At 63.6% G+C, this 21954-nt stretch carries 23 protein-coding genes; 15 read left to right on the top strand and 8 right to left on the bottom strand.

Annotated features, from left to right (window positions below; genetic code table 11):
• The first annotated feature begins 16 nt into the window (after window positions 1-16).
• Window positions 17-739, top strand: coding sequence for a CpsD/CapB family tyrosine-protein kinase (locus tag AB1402_09495; GenBank protein ID MEW6541829.1), 723 nt, complete (start codon window positions 17-19; stop codon window positions 737-739).
• Window positions 740-817: 78 nt separating this feature from the next.
• On the opposite strand, the gene AB1402_09490 is transcribed toward AB1402_09495, so the two are convergent.
• The 6 genes from AB1402_09490 to AB1402_09465 form a co-directional block, all read right to left on the bottom strand.
• Window positions 818-1330 carry a DUF6036 family nucleotidyltransferase gene (locus AB1402_09490; GenBank protein MEW6541828.1) on the bottom strand — a complete coding sequence of 171 codons (513 nt, stop codon included), beginning with the start codon at window positions 1328-1330 and terminating at the stop codon, window positions 818-820.
• A gap of 10 nt (window positions 1331-1340) precedes the next feature.
• Window positions 1341-1736, bottom strand: a complete 396-nt coding sequence (locus AB1402_09485) for a hypothetical protein (protein ID MEW6541827.1) — start codon at window positions 1734-1736, stop codon at window positions 1341-1343.
• A gap of 90 nt (window positions 1737-1826) precedes the next feature.
• Window positions 1827-2243 (bottom strand): HEPN domain-containing protein, encoded by a 417-nt coding sequence (locus AB1402_09480; GenBank protein ID MEW6541826.1) that lies wholly within the window; start codon window positions 2241-2243, stop codon window positions 1827-1829.
• Window positions 2240-2734: a nucleotidyltransferase domain-containing protein gene (locus tag AB1402_09475; GenBank protein ID MEW6541825.1), complete on the bottom strand. Its 495-nt coding sequence runs from the start codon at window positions 2732-2734 to the stop codon at window positions 2240-2242. The genes AB1402_09480 and AB1402_09475 overlap by 4 nt, the downstream gene beginning before the upstream one ends.
• 97 nt (window positions 2735-2831) lie before the next feature.
• Window positions 2832-3413: a nitroreductase family protein gene (locus AB1402_09470; protein ID MEW6541824.1), complete on the bottom strand. Its 582-nt coding sequence runs from the start codon at window positions 3411-3413 to the stop codon at window positions 2832-2834.
• A gap of 114 nt (window positions 3414-3527) precedes the next feature.
• Window positions 3528-3905 carry an HIT family protein gene (locus AB1402_09465; protein ID MEW6541823.1) on the bottom strand — a complete coding sequence of 126 codons (378 nt, stop codon included), beginning with the start codon at window positions 3903-3905 and terminating at the stop codon, window positions 3528-3530.
• 203 nt (window positions 3906-4108) lie between these two features.
• Here AB1402_09465 and galE point away from each other — a divergent pair, with 203 nt between their 5' ends.
• On the top strand, window positions 4109-5077 hold the full coding sequence (gene galE, locus AB1402_09460; protein MEW6541822.1) for a UDP-glucose 4-epimerase GalE: 969 nt from the start codon (window positions 4109-4111) through the stop codon (window positions 5075-5077).
• An 82-nt stretch (window positions 5078-5159) separates the two neighbouring features.
• Here galE and otsB read toward each other — a convergent pair whose 3' ends face one another.
• Both otsB and AB1402_09450 read right to left on the bottom strand, forming a co-directional pair.
• Window positions 5160-5960 (bottom strand): trehalose-phosphatase, encoded by an 801-nt coding sequence (otsB, locus tag AB1402_09455; GenBank protein MEW6541821.1) that lies wholly within the window; start codon window positions 5958-5960, stop codon window positions 5160-5162.
• A 164-nt stretch (window positions 5961-6124) separates the two neighbouring features.
• Window positions 6125-7660 carry a trehalose-6-phosphate synthase gene (locus AB1402_09450; GenBank protein ID MEW6541820.1) on the bottom strand — a complete coding sequence of 512 codons (1536 nt, stop codon included), beginning with the start codon at window positions 7658-7660 and terminating at the stop codon, window positions 6125-6127.
• 394 nt (window positions 7661-8054) lie between these two features.
• On the opposite strand from AB1402_09450, the gene murJ reads away from it, so the two are divergent.
• The 13 genes from murJ (at window position 8055) to AB1402_09385 (ending at window position 21882) form a co-directional block, all read left to right on the top strand.
• The gene (murJ, locus tag AB1402_09445; protein MEW6541819.1) at window positions 8055-9620 is read left to right on the top strand and encodes a murein biosynthesis integral membrane protein MurJ; all 1566 of its coding nucleotides are present in this window, start codon (window positions 8055-8057) and stop codon (window positions 9618-9620) included.
• 340 nt (window positions 9621-9960) lie between these two features.
• Window positions 9961-10401 carry a hydrogenase iron-sulfur subunit gene (locus tag AB1402_09440; protein ID MEW6541818.1) on the top strand — a complete coding sequence of 147 codons (441 nt, stop codon included), beginning with the start codon at window positions 9961-9963 and terminating at the stop codon, window positions 10399-10401.
• Window positions 10402-10404: 3 nt separating this feature from the next.
• Window positions 10405-11358, top strand: a complete 954-nt coding sequence (locus tag AB1402_09435; GenBank protein ID MEW6541817.1) for an oxidoreductase — start codon at window positions 10405-10407, stop codon at window positions 11356-11358.
• Window positions 11358-12815: a Ni/Fe hydrogenase subunit alpha gene (locus AB1402_09430; GenBank protein ID MEW6541816.1), complete on the top strand. Its 1458-nt coding sequence runs from the start codon at window positions 11358-11360 to the stop codon at window positions 12813-12815. The genes AB1402_09435 and AB1402_09430 overlap by 1 nt, the downstream gene beginning before the upstream one ends.
• A 237-nt stretch (window positions 12816-13052) precedes the next feature.
• Window positions 13053-13538, top strand: coding sequence for a hydrogenase maturation protease (locus tag AB1402_09425; GenBank protein ID MEW6541815.1), 486 nt, complete (start codon window positions 13053-13055; stop codon window positions 13536-13538).
• A gap of 77 nt (window positions 13539-13615) precedes the next feature.
• Window positions 13616-14008: a hydrogenase maturation nickel metallochaperone HypA gene (gene hypA, locus AB1402_09420; protein ID MEW6541814.1), complete on the top strand. Its 393-nt coding sequence runs from the start codon at window positions 13616-13618 to the stop codon at window positions 14006-14008.
• On the top strand, window positions 13962-14633 hold the full coding sequence (gene hypB / locus AB1402_09415) for a hydrogenase nickel incorporation protein HypB (protein ID MEW6541813.1): 672 nt from the start codon (window positions 13962-13964) through the stop codon (window positions 14631-14633). Before hypA ends, hypB begins: the two co-directional genes overlap by 47 nt.
• Window positions 14573-17089 carry a carbamoyltransferase HypF gene (locus tag AB1402_09410; GenBank protein MEW6541812.1) on the top strand — a complete coding sequence of 839 codons (2517 nt, stop codon included), beginning with the start codon at window positions 14573-14575 and terminating at the stop codon, window positions 17087-17089. The genes hypB and AB1402_09410 overlap by 61 nt, the downstream gene beginning before the upstream one ends.
• A complete protein-coding gene (locus AB1402_09405; protein ID MEW6541811.1) occupies window positions 17080-17322 on the top strand; it encodes a HypC/HybG/HupF family hydrogenase formation chaperone in 243 nt (80 codons plus the stop codon). The genes AB1402_09410 and AB1402_09405 overlap by 10 nt, the downstream gene beginning before the upstream one ends.
• Window positions 17297-18418 (top strand): hydrogenase formation protein HypD, encoded by a 1122-nt coding sequence (gene hypD / locus AB1402_09400; protein MEW6541810.1) that lies wholly within the window; start codon window positions 17297-17299, stop codon window positions 18416-18418. Before AB1402_09405 ends, hypD begins: the two co-directional genes overlap by 26 nt.
• Before the next feature lie 200 nt (window positions 18419-18618).
• The gene (gene hypE / locus AB1402_09395) at window positions 18619-19632 is read left to right on the top strand and encodes a hydrogenase expression/formation protein HypE (protein MEW6541809.1); all 1014 of its coding nucleotides are present in this window, start codon (window positions 18619-18621) and stop codon (window positions 19630-19632) included.
• A gap of 239 nt (window positions 19633-19871) precedes the next feature.
• Entirely contained in the window at window positions 19872-20771 is a 900-nt protein-coding gene (locus AB1402_09390; protein ID MEW6541808.1) for a universal stress protein, read from the top strand.
• A gap of 643 nt (window positions 20772-21414) precedes the next feature.
• On the top strand, window positions 21415-21882 hold the full coding sequence (locus AB1402_09385; protein ID MEW6541807.1) for a hypothetical protein: 468 nt from the start codon (window positions 21415-21417) through the stop codon (window positions 21880-21882).
• Window positions 21883-21954 lie beyond the last annotated feature (72 nt).

The raw sequence follows: 21954 nt of genomic DNA, 5'->3' as shown, positions 1-21954 counted from the left end.
GGAGGACTAACAATAGATGAACGAGTTCAGCAGCAACGGCGCCTATATCGACCTGGTCGCCCACCGGCACCCCAAGGCGGCGGCGGCGGAAGCCTACCGCACCCTGCGGACCAACCTGGGGTTCGCGGCGCCCGACCGGGCGGCCAAGGTGATTCTGATCACCAGCGCCGGCCCGGAGGAAGGAAAGACGACCACGGCCGGCAACCTGGCGGTGGTGCTGGCCCAGGCGGGGCACGGGGTGTGCCTGCTGGATGCCGACTTGCGCAAGCCCAGGTTGCACAAGGTGTTCGGGGTGGAAAACGAGGTTGGTTTGACCAATGTGCTGTCCCAGAACTTGGCCCTGGAAAAGGCCGTCGTGCAGAGCGCGGCCGGCGGGGTGGCGTTGCTGCCCAGCGGGCCCATTCCGCCCAACCCGGCGGAGTTGTTGGGTTCGGGCCGGATGAAGGAGGTGCTGGGCCGGCTTGCGGAGCGGTACGACTTTGTGCTGGTCGATTCGCCTCCGGTGTTGGCGGTGACCGACGCGAGCCTGCTGGCCGCCCGGGTGGACGGCGTGCTGCTGGTGATCAGGGCGGCCGACACCCGGGTGGAACCGGCCCAGGAGGCGAAGGCCCGGCTGGAGAAGACGGGCGGGCGGATCCTGGGTGTGACGCTGAACAAAGTGCGGCTGTCCGCCAAGGACTACAGTTACTACTATTACTATCACCACCGGCCGGGCAAGGAGGACCAGGTCCGCCTTTAAGAGCAAGAGACTCCAAAACCACGCCGTTCATCCCGGCTTCTTCCATTTGCGCACCCCCGCCGACGAGTAGTTTGACGGCTACTGCTTGTCAAACATCTCTTCCAAAAGAAACCGTGCCCGCGCTGGGATCGGCCGTTCCGGGTACACACTCTCAACCAGAGCCAGCACCTCTTCGAGCGTTTCTATTCCCAGGAAACCCACCAGGTGCCGTATGTCGCTCTCGTCTTCCAACCTCGCCGCCAAACACTTCATGGCCAACATGTACCGTGGGGAGGCGGCCATTACTCGCAGGCCGGGAACCTCCAAAACCGGGATGCGCTCGATGTCCTCACCGGCGAGAAATCCTTTGACCGCATCATTCAGCCACGTTTCGGGGAGGCCGAAGTCCTCGGCCATCGCTCGTGAAGCGCGGTAGACCTCGTTTTTGGGGATGAAGACAGCGTCGACGTCCCGGGTCACGCGTACGGCATCGTAAGCGAGGGCCATCGCCGCACCACCGACAAGATACATCTCCCCTTGAATTCCTTGCCGGGCCAGCCTTTTGCCCAACTCGGCCAAGACCTTGATTATCTCGTCCCTGGTCAACCCCACTGCTCCTTTCCTAAAACCGCATGAAAGCGGTCTCGTCCACAAAGATGCCACGACGCCGGAAAGCGGCCGGGCTTTGCACCAGGGCCATGGCGTGCAGGCTCCTAAACTCCGTTGGGAACCAGAACTGATCAAGAAACCGTTCCGGTTTGCCGGCCCACCCAGGAACCGGCAGGCCGTTCGTCACCACCAAGTGCTCGGCAAGTGCGGCCAGGTAAGCGTCGAACCTCCGGTCTCCGGTCTTCCGGGGTTCCTGGCGCAGCATCTCCTTCCTGGTCTCGCGGTCGGCAGCGTACCAATCGTCCAGGAAGTCGCCGATGCCTACCCAGAAGTCGCGCAAATCGCCGTGACCGATTTCTTGGATGCGCCGTGCGGTTTCAGCAAGCGTGAACGGTTGATACTTAGCCAATTCTACACCACCACCTTTTAGTTTACAGCAACTGGGAAGGCGTTACAATTACCATTTGCGCGGGCGGAAAGCGGGGACTCCTCCGGCGGGCTAGTTCCGGCCGGGAATCACCCTGCGCGCCATTTCGACCACGAAGTTGGCGTCCCGGATGGCCCTGGCGGAATCCAGTTCGGTGTACTCCTCGGTGGGAATGAAGTCGATGTCTCCGTAGAAGGAGAACTCCCGCTCTTTGCGCAGCCATTTGGAGATCCGGGCCAGGTCGTGCGCCGCGGCGGCCACTTCGGGCGGCAGACGGTCCTGGAATTCGAGGAGGAGGCCGCCCACGTCGTGGAGCTTGGGTGGCTCGATGCCGATCTGCCGGAGCACGCCCTTCAGAGCCAGTTCCACCAGTTCCTGCGCTTCGCGCACCACGTCGGAGAATGCCTCCTCGCGGGCCAACAGGTCCAGGACTTTGAGCCTTTTTATGGCTTTGAGCAGGTAGCTCTGGGCCAAGGTGGTGTTGGTCATATTTCGAAAGTCTCCCCGATCCGGTAGTCTTTTTTAAGCACCCAGTACCAGGCGTTTCCCAGCTGCACGCGCCGCGCACCGAGCCTGGCGAGCCGCTTGCGGAACCGCTCCAGAAAACCGGCGAAAAAGCCGTTGCGGTCGAAGAGGATCCAGGCGTCTTCAAGCATGTCCAGGAACAGCAGGCTGCCTTGGTTGACTTCGTCCCTGGTCTTGATCACCGGCGCCAGGGTGGTGCGCACGCCCAGTTTGGCGGCTGCCTCCAGGTGGGGGGCCAGGATGTTCTCGACGGCTTCGAACTCGGCCACCCGTGGCATCCGGCCCCTAGGGAGGTCGTCGGCGACGATCAGGAGGTCGATGTCCGATTCCGGGCGTGGGGTGTCCCGGCCCACTGAACCGAAGACGGCCACGGTCACCAGCCGCCGCCCGTACACCTCTTTGGCGGCGGCTTTTGTTTCGGAGAGCAGTTGGTCAAAGACCGCCCTTGTGTTCACGGTTTCACCCCCGGTTCACTCTTCATCTATACTATCAGGGGCGGGGAGTGGATTTTCAAGGGTCCTTAGATTTCAGGGTCCTTAGGCTTCAGGATTCTTAGGCTTCAGGATTCTTAGGCTTCAGCCAGCTGACGATGCGGGGGGCCTCCCTTTTGCCCCGGGAGGGTACGGTCTGCGGGTAGCCCAGGATGACCGGGGCGACCGCCTGGTACGCCGGCGGCACGGAGAGCTTCTCCTTCACGGCGGGCGTGTCGCAGGTGGCGGTCGCGAAGCCGATCCAGCAACTGCCCAGGCCGCGGTCCCAGGCGGCGAGCATCAGGTTCAAGGCGGCCAGGCTGCAGTCGTACCTGTAGGTCAGCGCCTGCGTGTCGCCGTAGATCAGCACCAGGGTGGGCGCGTTGTAAAAGAGATTGAAGTCCGGGTTGGTCATGATCCGGCGGTAGCGTTCCAGCTTGGGATGGTCCTTGAGCCCCGTGAGCATGAAGGCCTTGGCTTGATCGGACAGCCGGCGCATGTATGCCTTGTCCTGCACTACGGCGAACACCCAGGGCTGGCCGTTCATCCCGCTCGGCGCCCAGACGGCCAAATCCAGCAGGTCCAGGAGCGTCTGGTCCGGAATCTGTTCTTCAGTGTACCTCCTGATGCTGCGGCGGGTCCGGAGCGCGGCCGCCAACTCCATGCGCGGTGCCTCCCGGGAAAAGTAATGAGGACATTATACCGAAATCGAGCGTGGGCGGCAATGCCTGCAGCAAGCAGGATTTGTCGATTGGTGGTCGAAGTGAATGTGGGCCGGCTAGCTTTCCCGGGGGGACATGGCCAGGTTTGGTTTGACGCGGCGCACGCCTCCCAGGGGTTTGTCCACGTCCCCGATGAACCGGGGGATGACGTGAAAGTGCAGGTGCCAGACGGTCTGCCCGGCGCACTCGCCGATGTTGACCCCGACGTTGTACCCGTCCGGGCGGTGCTTTGCGTCGAGGAGCGCTTTCACTTCCTGGATCAGGCGGTAGGCGGAGAGGATCTCCTCCTCGGTCGCCTCGAACAGGGTGGGGAAGTGGCGCTTGGTGATCACCAGCACGTGACCGGGGTTTACCGGATACTTGTCGTAAATGGCCCTGGCGAGTTCGTTTTCCAGGATGATGATCTCCGGCGGCAGGTTGCAAAAAAAGCACATGGGGGCGGCGTCCCTCCTGTCTTTGATATTTGGTAGACTGCTATTCGACGGCGCGCCGGCGGAATCCTGCCGGCTTGTTAAGAAGAGAACAAACCCTATGGAAACCGAATTTGACACGGCAGTTGCGGGTCATCCCGGTTCAGCAAGGCACAGTATTTGACTCGGTCCGGTACCATTCATCCAATTTAGGGGGGCGCGAGTGAGTGAAGCGGATCTTGGTGACCGGCGGGGCCGGGTATATCGGCAGCCACACCGTGCTGGCCCTAGGGGAGCGGGGCTACGACGCGGTCACGCTGGACAACCTCTCCGCGGGGCACCGCTGGGCGGTGCGGCACGGGGAGTTGGTGGAACTTGACCTGCTGGACCGGGAGGGCCTGGACCGGCTCTTCGCGGCGCGGCGGTTCGACGCCGTGGTGCACTTCGCGGCGCACATCCAGGTGCCCGAGTCGGTGGAGCGGCCGCTTATGTACTACGCGAACAACGTGGGCGGCACTTTGAACCTTTTGGCGGCGATGGCGCGGCACGGGCCGAGGCGCCTGATCTACTCGTCGAGCGCGGCGGTGTACGGCATCCCGGAGGTGATTCCGGTGGCGGAGGAGGCGCCGCTGCGGCCGATAAACCCGTACGGGCACACGAAGGCGATGGCCGAGCGGATGCTGCGGGACATGGGCCGCGCGGGAGAGATGGATTATATCGCCCTGCGCTACTTCAACGTGGCCGGCGCCGACCCCGGCGGGCGCCTGGGCGAGGGCAAGGAGTGGGCGCCGCACTTGATCACGGTGGCGGTGCGGGCGGCGACCGGGCGGCGGGCCGGGGTGACGGTGTTCGGCACCGACTACCCGACGCCGGACGGCACCGGGGTGCGCGACTACATCCACGTGTCGGACCTGGCCGAGGCGCACGTGTTGGCCCTGGAGCACCTGCTGGCGACGGGGGAGAGCGGGGTTTTCAACTGCGGCTCCGGTCGGGGCTACTCGGTGCTGGAGGTGCTGGACGCCGTGCGGGAGGTGACCGGGGTGGACTTCCCGGTGGAGTACGCCGGGCGCCGGGCGGGAGACCCGCCGGCCCTGGTGGCTGACAGCCGGCGCATCCGGGAGCGGCTGGGCTGGCGGCCGCGCCTGGACGACCTGCACCGGATCGTGGAAACCGCTTGGCGCTGGGAACGCCCCTGAAAAAGGGGGACTGTCCCCCTTTTCCCTCTGGGGACTGTCCCCATTTTTCCAGTCCCCCTTTTCGCAGCATTGGATGGGGGAATCAGTCTCCGGATTCTTCGGTGGGCAGGGCGTCGGCGGAGGTGATGTAGCCGGGGCCGTGTTCGGCGACGGCCCGCAGAAGGTCCAGGACCGCCGGGCGGGTGAGGCGGTGGCGGGCCAGAGTCGCCCGGCGGGCGTCGGCGGCCAGGATGGTCAACCCCCGGCCGGCCAGGGCGCGGAAGCCGTCCTCGTCGGTGACGTCGTCCCCGATGTATACGGGCAGGGCGTCCGGGCAGCCGGCGAGCAGCGTCTTCACAGCGGTTCCTTTGCTCGCGCCTTTGGGCCGCACCTCCAACACCTTGCGTCCGGCCAGAAGGTCGCACTGCAGGTCGGGGCAGTATTGCTCGCGCAGCTCCACGAAGGCGTCCAAGACGGCGTCGACCTCGTCCGGGTCGGCCAGCCGGTAGTGCAGGGCGACGGACAGCTCCTTTCTTTCAATTTGGAAACCGGTGCGGCCCGCGATCAGTCTCCGGCCTTCGTCGGTCAGGTGATCGAGTTGCTCCAGGGCCGCGGGGGCGGCGAGAAATTGGGGCGGCGCTCCCGGCTGCCGGATGATTGCTCCGTGGCAGGCGGAAAGGTAGAGACCCGGCACGGGGAGCATTTCCTGCAGGTTTTTCAGTCCCCGGCCGCTGACGACAGCCACGCGCAGGCCGTCCCGGCCGGTCAGGGTGTGCAGCAGCCGCAGCAGTTCCGGCGGGGGGACGGCCTCGTCCGGGGTGGGGGCGATTGGAACCAGGGTCCCGTCGTAATCCAAAAACAAGTACAGGCGCACTGGGTTTACTGCATCGTCGTTAAAGTTCATTCAGACCTCCCGGAACCGGCTTCTTCTTTGAACTCATCGAATTCATCCGCAATTGGTGCCTCCGCCTATTCCAGGGTTTTTCAAATCGAATCAGCTCCGCGTCACCATGGCTAGCATACCGCCAATGCCGACACGTATTAGGCAGTTTGTTTTTTTAAATCGAATCAGTTCCGCGTCACCGTGGCCAGCCCCGGAATCGGCAGGGGCTTGCGCCGGAGAAACTCGGGGCCGCCGGCCTCGTCCGCGGCTGCCGGCAGCCCCGGGAGGCGCAGGTTGCCGCCCAGGGTTTGGGCCAGGCTGTCCAGGGTGCCTCGCCACCAGTGAGCAAGGTCGTACCTGGTTACATTCTCCCGCATGGCCCGCATCCGCCGGGCCTGCTCTTCGGGTGGCATCTCCAGGGCGAAGCGGAGTTGCTCGGCCACATCGTGCGGGTAGTAGGGGTTGGCGATCACCGCCTCGGTGAGCTGTTCGGCGGCTCCGGCAAAGGGGCTCAGCACGAGCACCCCGGCGTTGTCGATGCGCGAGGCGGCGAATTCCTTGGCCACCAGGTTCAGACCGTCGCGCAAGGGGGTGACCAGGGCTACGTCGGCTGCCAGGTAGTGGGCCACCAGGTATTCGGGGTTGAGCGAACGAAACTGGTAGCGCACCGGTACCCGCCACTGCTCGCCGAACCGTCCGTTGATCCGGCCCACGGTTTCCTCCACGGCGCGCCGGAGTTCGCGGTAGGCTTTGCCCTCGGTGCGGGTGGGCACGGCCACCTGCAGAAAGGTGAAGTCCTCGAAGTAGCCGGGGTTTTGCTCCAGAAACAGTTCTATCGCCTGAAGCCGTTCCAGGATCCCTTTGGTATAGTCCAGCCGGTCGGCCCCCAGGACCAGAAAGCGCGTGCCGATGGAACGCCGGATGGCCTCCGCCCGCTGTTGGACGGCCGGTTCGGCGGCCAGGGCGGCAAACCGCGCGGCATCGACGCCGATGGGCAGCGCCCGGACGACGATGTCGCGTCCTTCCCAACGGACGGTACCGGCCTCCGGGTCCGCGTCGACGTCCAGGAGCCAGGTCACGCAGTGCAGGAAGTTGTCCAGGTAGACGGGGGAATGAAAGGCGATGCTGTCGCACGCCAGTAAACCCTTCAGGATTTCCCGGGCCCAGGGGAGGATGCTGAACACGTCGTAGGACGGGAACGGGATATGCCAGAAAAAGGCGATCCGGGCTTCGGGGCGGAGCGCACGGAACATCGCGGGCGCGAGGGTCAACTGGTAGTCGTGGATCCACACCACGTCCTCCTCCCGCCAGTCGGCCGCCACCGCGTCCGCGAAGCGCCGGTTCACCAGTTGGTAATTCCGCCAGTGGTCGGGGTTGAAGACGCAGCGGTCGATGAAGCTGTGGCACAGGGGCCAGAGGCAATCGTTGGCGAAGCCCAGGTAGAAGTTCCGGTGCTCGGACGCGGAGATGGTGATCTCCCGGACGCCGTATCGCGGTTCGGTTCTGGGCACGGGCCAGATCCGGCCCACTCCGGGCTTGCGCTTTTTGCGGCCGCACCAAGCGATCCAGATGCCCCCGGTGGATTCGATGACCGGCTCCACGGCCGAAACGAGACCGCTCACCGTGTGGGAGGCAGACACCCCGGCGGGTGTCTCTTTGATCTCCACCGGACCGCGGTTGGAAACAACGACCAGGCGCTTCAGGTAATGCCGGACAGTCACGGGTTTTCACCTCCAGGCTCTAACCCCTGGATTTATTGTAACATATTAACTGATCCGAAGGCCAGGCCATGCTTTTGATGAAGTAAAACAGGGCGACAAAAAGGGGGACTGTCCCCTATTTAACAGACCCCTATTTAATTTGTCGTGTGCCGGGAAGGCCGGCAGTCTGGTGGCACCGTCACTTGGCCCGCGGTGAGATCACCCCGGGGAAAAAAGGGGACTATCCCCCTTTTTAACTCCCCTTTTTAACTTTTTAATCGGTGTACGGGGGAATTACGGCCTTTTGTTCTGGTTGACCCTCTTCTTGTGTGCTACAATCTATCTGTTTATCTGCGTCGGATCAGGGTGTGCCGGACGGACACCGGCCGGCCGGCCATAAAGTCGAGGTTGTGTGATGTCAACGGGTCAAGTGGTTGCGCGCGCCACCATTCTGGTCATGGTTATGCTGGCTCTCTCCCGGGTGCTCGGCCTCGGGCGGGAGGCGGCCATCGCCCACCAGTTCGGCGCCACGCACGCCACGGACGCCTATTTCGTGGCGTACACCATCCCCAACATCTTTTACGCCGTCGCCGGCATCGCGCTGGCCACCGTGATCGTCCCGGTGTTCACCGAGTACGTCACCCGGGGCCGCCGCGACGAAGCCTGGCGGCTTTGCAGCCTGATCACGAACGCACTGATCCTGTTCACGGTGATCGGCGCCGTAATCGGGATGTTTCTGGCCCCGGCCATCGTCGGCTTGCTCGGGAAAGGCTTCGCCCCCGAAACCTTCCGGCTGTCGGTCCAGCTCACGATGATCATGCTGCCTTCGATCGTTTTCTTCAGTCTGGCCGGCCTCTTTACCGGCATGCTGAACGCGAACAACGTGTTCGGGGTTCCGGCCTTCGCCCCGGCGGTGATGAACGTCGTGATCATCTCCGGGGCCTTGTTCCTGGGGCACTACTACGGGGTGTACGGCCTGGCCGCCGGCGTGCTCGGCGGCGCGGCCGCCATGGCCCTGATTCAAATTCCCGTCCTGCGCCGCGCCGGTTTCCGGTACCACTTCGAAATCAACCTGCGCCACCCCGAGGTGAAACGGGTCCTGTACCTGATGCTGCCGCTCACCCTGGGCCTCTCCGTGAACCAGGTGTACCTGATGATCGACTGGGTGCTGGCCTCCTTCCTCGCCGAAGGCAGCATCGCCGCCTTAAACTACGCCAACAAGCTGATCCAGCTCCCGCAGAGCCTTTTCGTGCTCGCCGTGTCCACGGCCATCTTTCCGACCTTAAGCCGCCACGTCGCCGAGGGGCACCCGGCGGAGATGGTGCGCACCTTAAGCCGCGGGGTGAAGGTGGTCCTTTTCCTCACGATCCCGGCGGTGGTGGGCCTCGTGCTCCTGCGCGTCCCGGTCGTCACCCTCCTTTTCCAACGCGGGGCCTTCGACGAGCGGGCCACGGCGATGACCGCCGCAGCACTCCTCTTCTTCGCCGTCGGCCTGGTGGGGCACTGCCTGGTGATGCTCGTGAGCCGCGGTTTTTTCGCCATGCAGGACATGCGCACGCCCGTAGTGGTGACCATCGGTACGCTGACCGTGAAGGGCGGGGCGAGCCTGCTCCTGGTCGGGCCCATGGCCCACGCCGGCCTGGCGCTCGCCACCTCCATCACCGCCCTCCTGAACGCGGTGCTCCTGATCGCCCTCCTGCAGCGCCGCCTGCGCGGCGGCCTGGTTACGGCCGACCTCGTGCGTTTCGCGGGCGGAGTGCTGGTGGCCACCGGGGTGATGGCCCTGGCGGTGACGGCCGCGGACGCGTTTCTGGCCGGCCTTTTCCCCGCCCACGGGTTCGGCCTGCTGGCCCGGGTGGGCCTTGCCATTATGACCGGTACAATTGTTTATTTCCTTGCAGGGATTTTGGTGCGGCTTGACGAACTGTTAAACATCCTCAGCTACGCGCGCCGGACCATCGCCGGCCGGCGGCCCGCATAAATTTGGGGATATTTGTCCGGATTTTCGTTGAAACAAGCGCCACTCTTTGTTAGAATATATCAATAAATTCGGACAAGTTGGGTCAGCAGCCAGGATGGCGGGTGGTCCTGTCAGTTTTTTTTGGCCGGTTTCCGGTCAGTCTTTAGCTGGTTTCCGGTCGGTCTTTAGCCGGTTTCCGGTCAGTTGGTTAATCTCTTTTCCATAAGTTACAGCATCGGCACAGGCATTGCCTTCGAGACGGATTCAATTTCTAAATTGCGGGGGTGGGAAAAAAGCAGTTTCGCGGCGGAGCAGTGAACTTGCACGTTCTTGAAACTTTGCAAGGAAAGAAGGGGCGGGAATGGCGAAAACCAAATTTGAACCCAAGATCATCGGTTTTTTATGCAACTGGTGTAGTTACGGTGGCGCGGACCTGGCCGGCGTGTCCAGGCTCCAGTACCCACCTAACGTGCGGATCATCCGGTTAATGTGCTCGGGGCGCGTCGACCCGCAGTTCGTGTTCAAGGCTTTGAGCGACGGTGCGGACGGCGTACTGGTCGCTGGTTGACACATCGGCGACTGCCACTATGTTAGTGGCAATTACAAGACCCAGCGGCGCTTCCAGCTGATGAAGATGGTTTTAGACCAGCTGGGCGTTGAGGACGGACGGGTTCGGTTGGAATGGATCTCCTCGGCGGAAGGCACCAAATTCGCCAAGGTGATCGCTGAATTCACCGAAGAGCTTCGGCAGCTTGGGCCGTTCAAGTCCGAACCAAAAGCGGCTGCCGGTGGGAGGGGTTAGACGATGAGCAAGCTGAAGTTGGCTTCCTACTGGGCGGCGGCGTGCGGTGGCTGTGACGTGGCGATCCTCGACATTCACGAAAAGATCGTGGACGTGGCCGCGGTGGCCGATATCGTGTTTTGGCCGATCGCCGTGGACTTCAAGTACGCGGACGTGGAAGGCTACGACGACGGGTTTATCGATGTGTGCCTGTTCCACGGGGCCATCCGCAACTCCGAGGGCGAACATATCGCCAAACTGCTCCGGAAGAAGTCGAAGGTGATGGTGTCCTTCGGTTCCTGCGCCATCTCGGGCGGCATTCCGGGGCTGGCGAACTTTAAACAAAAGGACGACATTTTCTACCGGGCGTACATCGAGAGCCAGTCCACCCAGAACCCGAAAAAGGTCTATCCGCAAACGCACTACGCGGTGCCGGAAGGCGTTCTGGATCTTCCCGAGTTCTATAAAGACGTTAAATCTCTGGGAGACGTGGTGGACGTCGACTACTACATGCCGGGCTGCCCGCCCACCTCGGCGCAGATCTGGGCGGTCATCGGGGTCATCGCTTCCGGCGCGCTGCCGCCCAAGGGCGCGTTTGTCGGCTGCGAGAACCAGACGCTTTGCAACACCTGTACGCGGGCCAAGACCGACAAGAAGGTCAAGAAATTCTACCAGCCGTACCAGATCATCACCGATCCCGAGAAGTGCCTGCTGGAGCAGGGGCTGACCTGTATGGGCCCGGTGACCCGGGCCGGCTGCGGCAACCAGTGTATCAGCGCCAACCACCCGTGTACCGGCTGCTACGGTCCGGTCGAAGGGGTGATCGACCAGGGCGCCAAGTATATCTCGGCGCTGGCTTCGGTGGTTGACGCCGACTCCCCCGATGAGGCTGACCGGATAATCAGCGAAATAGCCGATCCGGCGGGTTTGTTCTACCGCTACGGTCTGCCTGGTTCGCTGTTAAGGAGGGCTAAGTAATGCAACGCATTTCCATTGATCCGATCACCAGGCTTGAGGGCCACGGGAAGATCGAGATCTTCCTGAACGATGCGGGGGGCGTGGAGAACTGCTACTTCCAGATCCCGGAGCTTCGCGGTTTCGAGAAGTTCTGCGAGGGCCGTCCGGCCGACCAGGTCCCGCAGATCGTCAGCCGCATCTGCGGCGTCTGACCGGCCGCACATCACTTGGCCTCGGGTAAGGCCATGGATGCGGTGTTCGGTGCCGAGCCGACACCAGCGGCGAAGAAACTGCGTGAGCTTTACTACAGTGCGCACATGGTGCACAGCCACATCGCCCACTTTTACGCCTTGGCGGCGCCGGACTTCGTGATGGGCCCGGACGCCGACCCGGCCGTGCGCAACGTGCTGGGCGTGATCGGCAAGGTGGGCCTGGAGATCGGCGGCGAGGTGATCAAGCACCGGGCCTACGGGCAGCAGATTCAGGCGATGATGGGCGGCAAGGCCACCCACCCGGCCTGGACCCTTCCCGGCGGCGTGAGCAAGGGGCTCACCGAGGACGAGCGCAAGCAGGTCGTGGAGATGGCCAAGTCCTGCGTGGAATTCGCCAAGTTTTCCTTAAAGCTCTTTGACGACGTGGTGCTGGCGAACCAGGGGTACGTCGACCTGATCGTGGGCGACATCTTCAAGCTCGAAACCAACTACATGGGCCTCGTGGACGAGAACAACAAGATCAACTTCTACGAGGGCAAGGTCCGCGTGGTGGACACCGAAGGCAAGGAGCTGTTTAAGTACGGCCCGCGCGAATACGTGGACTACGTGGCCGAGCATGTCGAGCCTTACAGCTACTTGAAGTACCCGTACCTGAAGAAGTTCGGCTGGACGGGAATGGTCGAAGGCCCCGGCACCGCCATCTACCAGGCGGCCCCGCTGGGCCGGATCAACGCCTGCGACGGTATGGCCACCCCGCTGGCGCAGGAAGCCTACGAGAAGTTCTTCTCGGTCCTGGGCCGTCCGACCCACGCCGTGCTGGCCACCCACTGGGCGCGCCTGGTGGAGCTGATGTACGCGGCGGAGCGACTGCTGGAGCTGGCGCTGGACGAGGAAGTCACCAGCCCCGACATCCGGAACATCCCGACCGGCACCCCGAAGGAGGGCGTCGGGATTATCGAGGCGCCGCGCGGCACGCTGACCCACCACTACGCCACCGACCCGAACGGCATCGTGGTGAAGGCGAACATGATCGTGGGCACCACCAACAACAACGCCCCGATTTCGATGGCCATCAAGAAGGCGGCGATGGGCGTCATCAAGCCGGGGATGGAGATCACCAACGGGCTGCTGAACATGGTGGAAATGGCCTTCCGGGCCTACGACCCGTGTTTTAGCTGCGCGACGCACGCCGTCCTGGGCGAGCTGCCGCTGACGGTGAACGTGTACGACAGCAAGGGCGAGCTGTACAAGACCCTGAGCCGGTAGCATTTGCAGGAGCCGGGAGCCGGGAGTCAGAATTCAGAATTCAGAATCCATCAGAGAAAAAGGTGCCAGACCCCTTTTCAGCCGCCTTGAACCTGTCTCCGAGCCCTTCCGGAGAGCCCCTCCGGAAGGGCTTTTTACTTTCCGTCGGAGGACGCCGCCCCCTTTTGGCGAATACTAACGGGGAAGACTCCGGGGAGGCAAAAAGGGGGACTGTCCCCCTTTTTTGGGAGGGAGAGAATGGGGAAGCTCAAGATTGTGGTGCTGGGGTGCGGCAACATCTTCGCCGGTGACGACGCGGTGGGGATCGAGGTGTTGCGGGAGCTGGAGAAGGAGCCGCTGCCCGGGGGCGTGACCGTGGTGGAGGCCGGCACGCCCGGGCTCGGGATGCTGGATCTCATGTACGGCGCCGACAAGGCGGTGATCGTGGACGCGGTGCTGGCCACGGACACGGAGCCCGGCCTGGTGGTCCGCTGGCGCGAGGACGAGGTGCCCCGCAAGGAGGCGCCCCCCCTTTCGGTGCACGACATCGGCGTGCGCGACGCCCTGGAGTTCGGGCGCAAGTCCGGGGTCATGGAGCTGCCGGCAGAGGTGGTGGTCATCGGGGTGACGGTGGCGAACGTCGAGGCCTGGCATATGGGCCTGATCCCGGAAGTGGCGGAGGCCGTGCCCCGGGCGGCCGCGGCGGTGCGCCGGGAACTAGAGCGCTGGCTGGAGAGGGAGTAAGGCGCCGTGCACGAAGTGGGACTGATCCAGACGAGAGAAATCAGAGAGTTGATCGAAAAACTAAGAGGTGTAACGCCGTGCACGAAGTGGGGCTGATTCAAACGGTGCTGAATGAGATTTCCCAAGTGGCCGCGCAGAACCACATCACCCGGGTGACCAAGGTGCGGCTGGTGATCGGGCGCTTGAACGGCGCGCTGCCCGACGTGCTGGAGTTCGCCTTCTCGGTCCTGACCCCGGAGACGATGTTCGAGGGCGCCGCGCTGGAGATCGAGTCGGTGCCGATCACCCTCGAGTGCGAGCGTTGCGGCACTCAAACAGTGACGGACGAGTTGGCGTACTTTTGCCCGCAGTGCAGCGGGCGCGCCCGCGTTGCCGGCGGGCGGGAGCTCTACATAGACTTCTTCGAAGGTGATGATGGGAAAGATGAACGTGAAGGTGGTAATGGCCCAGAAGATCCTGCGGGCCAATGAGCAGGTGGCCCGGGAAAACCGGGAGCGGCTCGCCCGCCTGGCGACCGTAAACCTGATCAGCTCCCCGGGCGCCGGCAAGACCACGCTTTTGGAAAAGACGATCGTCGCCTTGCGGAAAGAACTCCGGATCGGGGTCGTGGAGGGCGATATTTATACCACCCGCGACGCCGAGCGGATCGCCGGCCAAGGGGCGGCGGTGGTCCAGATCAACACCGGGGGGCTTTGCCACCTGGACGCGAACATGGTCGGCCGCGCTCTCGACCAGCTGGACCTTGACCGGTTGGACCTCCTGTTCATCGAGAACGTGGGGAACCTGGTCTGCCCGGCCGAGTTCGACCTGGGCGAGGACTACAAGACGGCGCTTCTCAGCGTGGCCGAGGGCGGCGACAAGCCGGCCAAGTACCCGCTCGTGTTCAGGGAGTCCCACACCGTGGTCATCAACAAGAGCGATTTGCTTCCTTACACCGATTTTGATATGAATAGAGTACAAGCCGAAATCCGGACCATTAACCCGGAAATCCAGATTTTTGTGACCGCGGCAGTCACCGGCGAGGGTGTGGAGGCGTGGTGCCTTTGGCTCAGGGAAATCGTGCGTCGGAAACGGGAAGGGTCCGCTACCGGGTAGTCGTCCGGGGCACCGTCCAGGGCGTCGGTTTCCGCCCGTTCATCTACAACCTGGCTCGGGACTGCGGGATCGCCGGCAGCGTGTTGAACGCCGGCCAGGGCGTGGTCGTGGACGCCGAGGGCGCGCCGGACGCCGTGCGCCGCTTCCTGGAGACGGTGCGCGCGCACCCGCCGCGGCTGGCCCGGGTGGACGAGGTGTCCTGGGAAGTGCTGCCGCCGGTGGGCTACACGGACTTTGAGATCATCGCCAGCGCGGGCGGCGCCGAGATCGAGGCGCTGGTGCCGCCGGACGTGGGCCTTTGCCCGGACTGCGCGCGGGAGACCTTCGACCCCGCCGACCGGCACCACGGCTATCCGTTTACCAACTGCACCAACTGCGGTCCACGGTTCACCATCGTCCGGGAGCTACCTTACGACCGGCCGAAGACTTCGATGGCCGCTTTTCCCATGTGCCCCGACTGCGCCCGGGAGTACCACGACCCGGCCGACCGGCGGTTTCACGCCCAGCCGGTGGCCTGCCCGGTGTGCGGCCCGGCGGTGGAGCTGGTGGACGCCGGCGGCCGGCCGGTGCCGGGCGATTGGCGGCGAAACTGCTGGGACCTCTTGGCCGAGGGCCGCATCCTGGCCCTGAAAAGCCTGGGCGGATTCCACCTGGTGTGCGACGCCCGGAACCGCGGCGCCCTGCGGGAACTGAGGCGGCGCAAGGGCCGCGACGCCAAGCCGTTCGCGGTGATGGCCCGCGACCTGGCGGCGGTGGAGCGGTACTGCCGCTTAAACGATCAGGAGCGGGAACTCCTGACCTCCCCGGAGGCGCCGATCGTGGTTCTGCGGCGGCGGACCGAGCCCGGGACCGAAGATGGAGCCGGGAGTGAGGCCGCGGCCGAGGTCCCAACCAAGTGCGCGGCCGTAGCTGCGCCCAAGGCCGGGACCGCGCCCGGGGCTGTACCCGGGGTCGCGGCCGAGGATGCGGCTGCACCCGGGACCAAGGCCGGCGCTCCGACCGCGCCCGGGACCGCGCCGCCCCCGGGAATCGCCCCCGGTCTTCCCCCGGAACTCGCGCCGGGCCTGAACACCCTGGGGGTGATGCTCCCGTACACCCCGCTGCACTTTTTGGTGTTCGGCGGGCCGTTCGACCTTCTGGTGATGACCAGCGGCAACTACAGCGAGCTGCCGCTCGCCAAGGACAACGACCGGGCGCTGGCGGAGCTGGGCGGCATCGCCGACTACTTCCTGTGGCACAACCGGGAGATCGTGAACCGGTGCGACGACTCCCTGGCGGCGGTGATGGACGGGGAAGTGCAGCTCCTGCGGCGCTCGCGCGGCTGGGTGCCGGTGCCGGTGCGCGTCCCGGCCGGGGACGGGCCGGTGGTGTTGGGCATCGGCGGCGAAATGAAGAACACTTTCTGCCTGCTCAAAAAGGGGCGGGCGCATCTGAGCCAGCACATCGGGGAGCTGGATCACCTGGAGGGTGAGGAAAACCTCTTCTCGAGCCTCCTGAACTTTCAGCGGCTCCTGGACCTCGAGGCCGAGGTGGTCGGGTACGACATGCACCCCGACTACCGTTCCTCGCGCCTGGCCCGCAAGGTGCCGGCCAAAAAGCGCTACGAAGTGCAGCACCACCACGCCCACCTGGCGTCCTGCCTGGCCGACAACGGCCTGGCCGGCGAGCGGGCGATCGGCGTGATTTTAGACGGCACCGGTTACGGGCCGGATGGTACGCTGTGGGGTTTTGAGATTTTAAGCGGTGATGGCCTGGATTACAAGCGGGAGATGCACCTCGCCCCCGTGCCCCTGCCGGGCGGCGAGGCGGCGGTGCGCTCCCCCTGGCGGACGGCGGTGGCCTACCTGCTGACCTACCTGGGCGATGAGGACGGCGGCCGGGCGGCCGAGCGGCTTTTCGGCGGCTGGGGCCTGGAACTGGACGTGGTGCGCCGGATGCTCGCCAAGGGCTTCAACGCCCCGCCGAGCTCGGGCTGCGGCCGGCTGTTCGACGCGGTGGCGGCGCTGACGGGTGTGTGCGCGCGCAGCACCTACGAGGGCCAGGCGGCGATCGAGTTGGGGGAACTCGTGCACGACGATGCGGCGGGCGCGGCGCTCGGGGCCTATCCTTTTTCGATCAAAGAAGGAACGATCTCGGCGGCGGGCACGGTCGCCGGGGTGGTGGAGGACCTGGAACGGGGGGTGCCGGTGGCGACGATCGCCACCCGCTTCCACAACACCGTCCTGGAGATGGTGCGCGAAGCCGTGCGCCGGGTGGGCGCCGCGACGGGGCTTTACACCGTGGCTCTGAGCGGCGGCACCTGGCAAAACCGCTACCTTTTCCGGCGCGCCCGCGAAATACTCCCGCGCGACGGGTTCCGGGTGCTCACGCACCGGCAGGTGCCGGCGAACGACGGGGGACTTTGCCTGGGTCAGGCTGTAATCGCATACCGGAGGTGGAATAAAGAATGTGTCTAGGCATACCGGGTCTCGTGGTGGACGTGCAACCGGAATCGGACAGGGCGGTGATCGAGGTCTTCGGCGTGCAGCGGGAGATCAGCACGTTTCTGGTCGGCGAGGTGCAGACCGGGGAGTACCTGATCGTGCACACCGGCTACGCTATCGAGAAGCTCGACGTGGAAGAGGCGCAAATCCGGCTGAAGCTGTGGGAGGAGATTTTGAGAGATGCATATCCTGGACAGGTTTCGTGATCCCGAAATCGGCCGGGGGCTCCTGGAAAAGGTGAGCGAACTGGCCGGACGGGCGCAGGAAAAACTGGGGCGGCCGCCGGTCTTTATGGAAGTCTGCGGCACCCACACGGTGGCCGTTTCCAAGGCGGGCCTGCGCGGTCTGCTGGACGGAAAACTCGAACTCCGGAGCGGGCCGGGCTGCCCGGTGTGTGTGACCGACTACGGCGACATCGACGCCATGGTGGCTTTCGGGCGGCTGCCCGGGGTGACGGTGGGCACCTTCGGCGACATGGTGCGCGTGCCCGGCAGCCGGACCTCGCTGGAGCGGGAAAAGGCCCGGGGCGCCGACATCCGGGTGTTTTACTCGCCGGCCGACGCGGTGAAGTGGGCCCAGGAGAACCCGGAGCGGCAGATGGTGTTTTTGGGCGTGGGTTTCGAGACCACCGCGCCGGCCGTGGCGCTGAGCGTGGCCCAGGCCCGGGCGCTGGGGCTTTTTAACTACAGCGTGTTCACGGTGCACAAGGTGGTGCCCCCGGCGTTGCGCGCGCTTGGTTCCGATCCGGAAATGAAACTGGACGGGCTTATCCTGCCCGGCCACGTCTCGGCGATCATCGGGCGGCGCGCCTACGACTTCATCGCCGCGGAGTACGGGCTGCCGGCGGTGATCACCGGCTTTGAGACGCTGGACATCATAGACGCACTCTACAACCTCTTGCAACAGCTGCTTTCCGGCGGCCCGGCGCGGGTGGAGAACGGCTACACCCGGGTGGTGAAGGAGGAAGGGAACGTCCGGGCCCAGGAGATACTGGACCGGTTCTTTGAGATCACCGACGTTTCCTGGCGCGGGTTCGGGACTATCCCGGGGAGCGGGATGGAGCTTAAGCCCGAGTACCGGGAGTTTGACGCGCGCTCACGCTTCGCGCCCGAGGTGGAAGAGCCGCGGATTCCGGCGGGTTGCCGGTGCGGCGACCTCTTAAAGGGGAAGCTCACCCCGCGGGAGTGCCGTCTGTTCGCGGCTGCCTGCACGCCGAGCCACCCGGTGGGTCCGTGCATGGTGTCGTCGGAAGGGGCCTGCGCGGCGTTTTACCAGTACGAGCGGCGCAGCGCGGCCGGGTGAGAAGTGGGAAGTGAGAAGTGGGATGTGAGAAGCGGGATGTGGGAAGTGGGAAGTGGCCGGAGCGAGGGGCTTGCTACTTGGACGTCATTTTCCCCACCTCCAACATCTCGCCTCACACCTCTCATGTGCCAGAGGTCTGAGGTCGGATTGGGAAGCAGAGCAACCGCTAGTTGTATTTAGGGGGGTCCGAAAGGATGCCGATGCCCAATAATGAGGAGATTGTCCTGCTGGCCCACGGCGATGGGGGCCGGCTGACCCATGAGCTGGTGACAGGGTTGTTTTTGCGCCACCTGGGCAACCGGACGCTCGCGGCGATGACCGACGCGGCCGCGTTCCCGGTCGGGGAGGGCCGGATGGCGGTGACCACCGACTCGTTCGTGATCGACCCGCCGTTTTTCCCGGGCGGGGACATCGGGAAACTGGCCGTGTGCGGCACGGTGAACGACCTGGCGGTGAGCGGGGCCGAGCCCCGCTACCTGACGGCGGCGTTTCTGATCGAGGAGGGTTTTCCGCTTGCCGGCCTGGAGCGGGTGGTAGCCTCGATGGCCGCGGCCTGCCGGGACGCGGGGATCGAAATCGTGGCCGGGGACACGAAAGTGGTGGGCCGCGGGCAACTGGACCGAATTTTCATCAACACCACCGGGGTGGGCGTGATTCCTCCCGGGGTGGATCTGGGCTACCACCGGATCGCGCCCGGGGACCGCATCCTGGTGAACGGGAACATGGGCGACCACGGGATGGCCGTCCTGGCCGCGCGGGAAGGGTTCGGCTTCGGGGACCGGCTGGTGAGCGACTGCGCGTCGCTGCACCGGATCACGGGCCGGCTGCTGGCCGGGCTGGAAGGGGTCAAGCTGATGCGCGACCTGACCCGGGGCGGGCTGGCCACCTCGGCCAAGGAGATCGCGGCCTCGTCCGCGGTGGACCTCTGGCTCGGCGAGACCGACATCCCGGTCGGGGCCGGGGTGAAGGGCGCGGCCGAGATGCTGGGCGTGGACCCGTTGTACCTGGCGAACGAAGGGAAGTTCCTTGCGGTGGTGGCGCCCGGCGAGGCCGAGCAGGCGCTCGCGCTGATGCGGGCGGACGAACTGGGGCGGGAGGCCCGGATCATCGGCGAGGTCAAGGCCGGCGCGGGGAACGTGTTTCTGAAGACGGCGCTCGGGGGCACGAAGTACCTGGATTTGCTGGCCGGGGCGCCGCTCCCCAGGATCTGCTAGATACCCCTCCCCATCATTCCAACCTCTTGATAGGGGCGGGTGTTCACACGCCGCCCTCCACGTGCTTGCCTTTCAAGCAGCTTGCGTAATGTCCGCTCCTTTCAACGTGGTTGAAAAAAGGTCGTGGGTTGAAAACGGTCATGGTTGAAAAAACGGCCTTTGACGCTTCGGGCGGGCGCCAATATAATTAAGCCAAATAGACCAGGGACTGGGTGGTCTGCAGGAGGGGGGAGCAGTTCGTGAGGAGAGTGGTATTAACCACCGATTTCTCGGAATGTGCCCGGAGGACGCTGGACTGTATTCCGGCGCTCAAGGCCATGGGATTTGACGAAGTGGTATTGCTGCACGTCATCAACCCCCACGACCTGGCCCACGTGCTGTTCGGACTGGGGTCCGACCAGCAGTTGGCGCAGATCAGGACTCGGGTCGAGTCCATCCTGGCCGAAACCGCTGAACAGACCAAGCAGTGGAATCTCCCGGTGCGGCCGGTGGTGAAGTTCGGGAAGGCGGCGGACGGGATTATCGCCACCGCCCGGGAGGAGGGCGCTCAACTGATCACGATCGGTTCCCAGGGCTGGGGCCTGGTGAAGGGTACGGTACTGGGAAGCGTGTCCGAGCGGGTGCTCCGCCACGCGCCGATGCCGGTAATGGTGTTGAAGTGCGGGCCGAAGGGCGCTCCGGAGGATGAAAGGTGCGATCAGGACTATCGAAGCTTATTCCGCCGGATAATGCTGCCCACCGATTTCTCGGAGGCCTCGCTGGAAGCCAGGGACTACGTATTGGAGCTCGCGGAACACGTCCGGGAAGCCGTGGAGGAAGTGATCGTCATTCACGTGGCCGGACGTTTCACGGTCTTCTCGGAGCAGGAATATCAGGAGGCGCCGGCCGAGTTGCGGCGGGTGGCCCGGAGCCTGGAGGCGGCCGGGTACCGGGTGCGCACACTCTTGAAGCGGGGCGTTCCCTTTGTGCAACTGGCCGCCGCGGTGCGGGAAGAGAGTGTGACCCTGGTGGTGATGGGCTCCCACGGGCTGAGCCGGGTGCGCGAAATGCTGCTCGGGGGGACGTGCGCCGAATTCGTGCGCACGGTGGACCGGCCGGTGCTGGTGGTCAAGCGGGATAGACTCGACCATATTGTGTGACCAAAGCCGCCGGATTATCGGCGGCGGCCGAAGGTGAGTCCGGCACGGCTGTGTGTTTGGAAAGCGTCAGTCTCCCCCCCGCCCCCATTTATTTGTATTTCGCTGCCCTTCTTCCAATATCCTTTTCCCCGGCCTGATTCGGGCATTATCTTCGGCGAAAAAACGATGGGGTAGGGTAGTGGGGTAGGATGTGAAACTACCCCCACAACTACCCCCACAACTACCCCAAGGGGGAGTAGGCATGACTGAGCAAAACTGTCAAAATCACATACCGGGTTTTTTAGAGTGCGACCAGGTATGTTTTCTTGGTTTTTTTAGCGATCGAGGGGGCCGGGTTGGTTTACTCTTTTTACGGGCAAGTGCCGCTGCGGCTTCTGGTACAATGCTATTCGGCCACGAATGCGATAGCACTTAAACACTAATCTGGCGGTTTCTGGATGCTGGCTGGCTGCGAAAGAAAAAACGGCGGTTACTTGCTGGATCGAGGTTCAAAAGCCTTCCGAACTGTCGTGCGGAATTAGAACCAACTCAATGGCAGTAATGGAAGATTGGTAGTGTTAACAGTTAACCGACGTATGAAAAACTAAAACTTTTAAATAAAGAAGAGTGCAGACTAAATTGCATATTGAAGGAGAGGTAGATTGTGAAAAAAGGAATAGCTTTGGTTTTAGTCCTGGCGGTAATTATTTCTGGCGTCTTTATTTCAGCACCAAGAACTTTGGCTAATCCTGCTCATACCTGGCAGCAAACAGATTGGTCAGGCGGACCAAGCACAACTGATTTCCCTGTTTTTCCTGCTAATCAAACTAGCTGGACGAAGGTTTATTCAAAAGATGCTGGAATTACAGCTGGCACAGAACTTACTTTAACTCCGACCCTTGCCTCAACTACCCAAACCACTGACACCGATTTTGGCGCTGGGACATTTGCAAGAACAATGGTTAGCGGAACAGGAACGGCAGCCGAAGTAAGATTGGTAGATTGGCTGCCACAACTTAACTTCAGCCATCGTCGACCAATTACTATTAGTCATACTGCTACCGGAGCTGTTGCCCTTTGTCCCTGCCAGGATTATTTGTCAGTGATTGACGGGATAAGATGGCAGGGATAAGTAGTTGAGGGAGCGAAATGCAGAAATCAGGCCATAGACCTGGTTTTTTTATTTGTGGAGAGAAATAACCGC

The organism is Bacillota bacterium, assembly GCA_040757205.1.
In the GTDB taxonomy this organism is placed as follows: domain Bacteria; phylum Bacillota; class Desulfotomaculia; order Desulfotomaculales; family Desulforudaceae; genus Desulforudis.
This window is presented reverse-complemented; position numbering and strand designations above follow the sequence as displayed.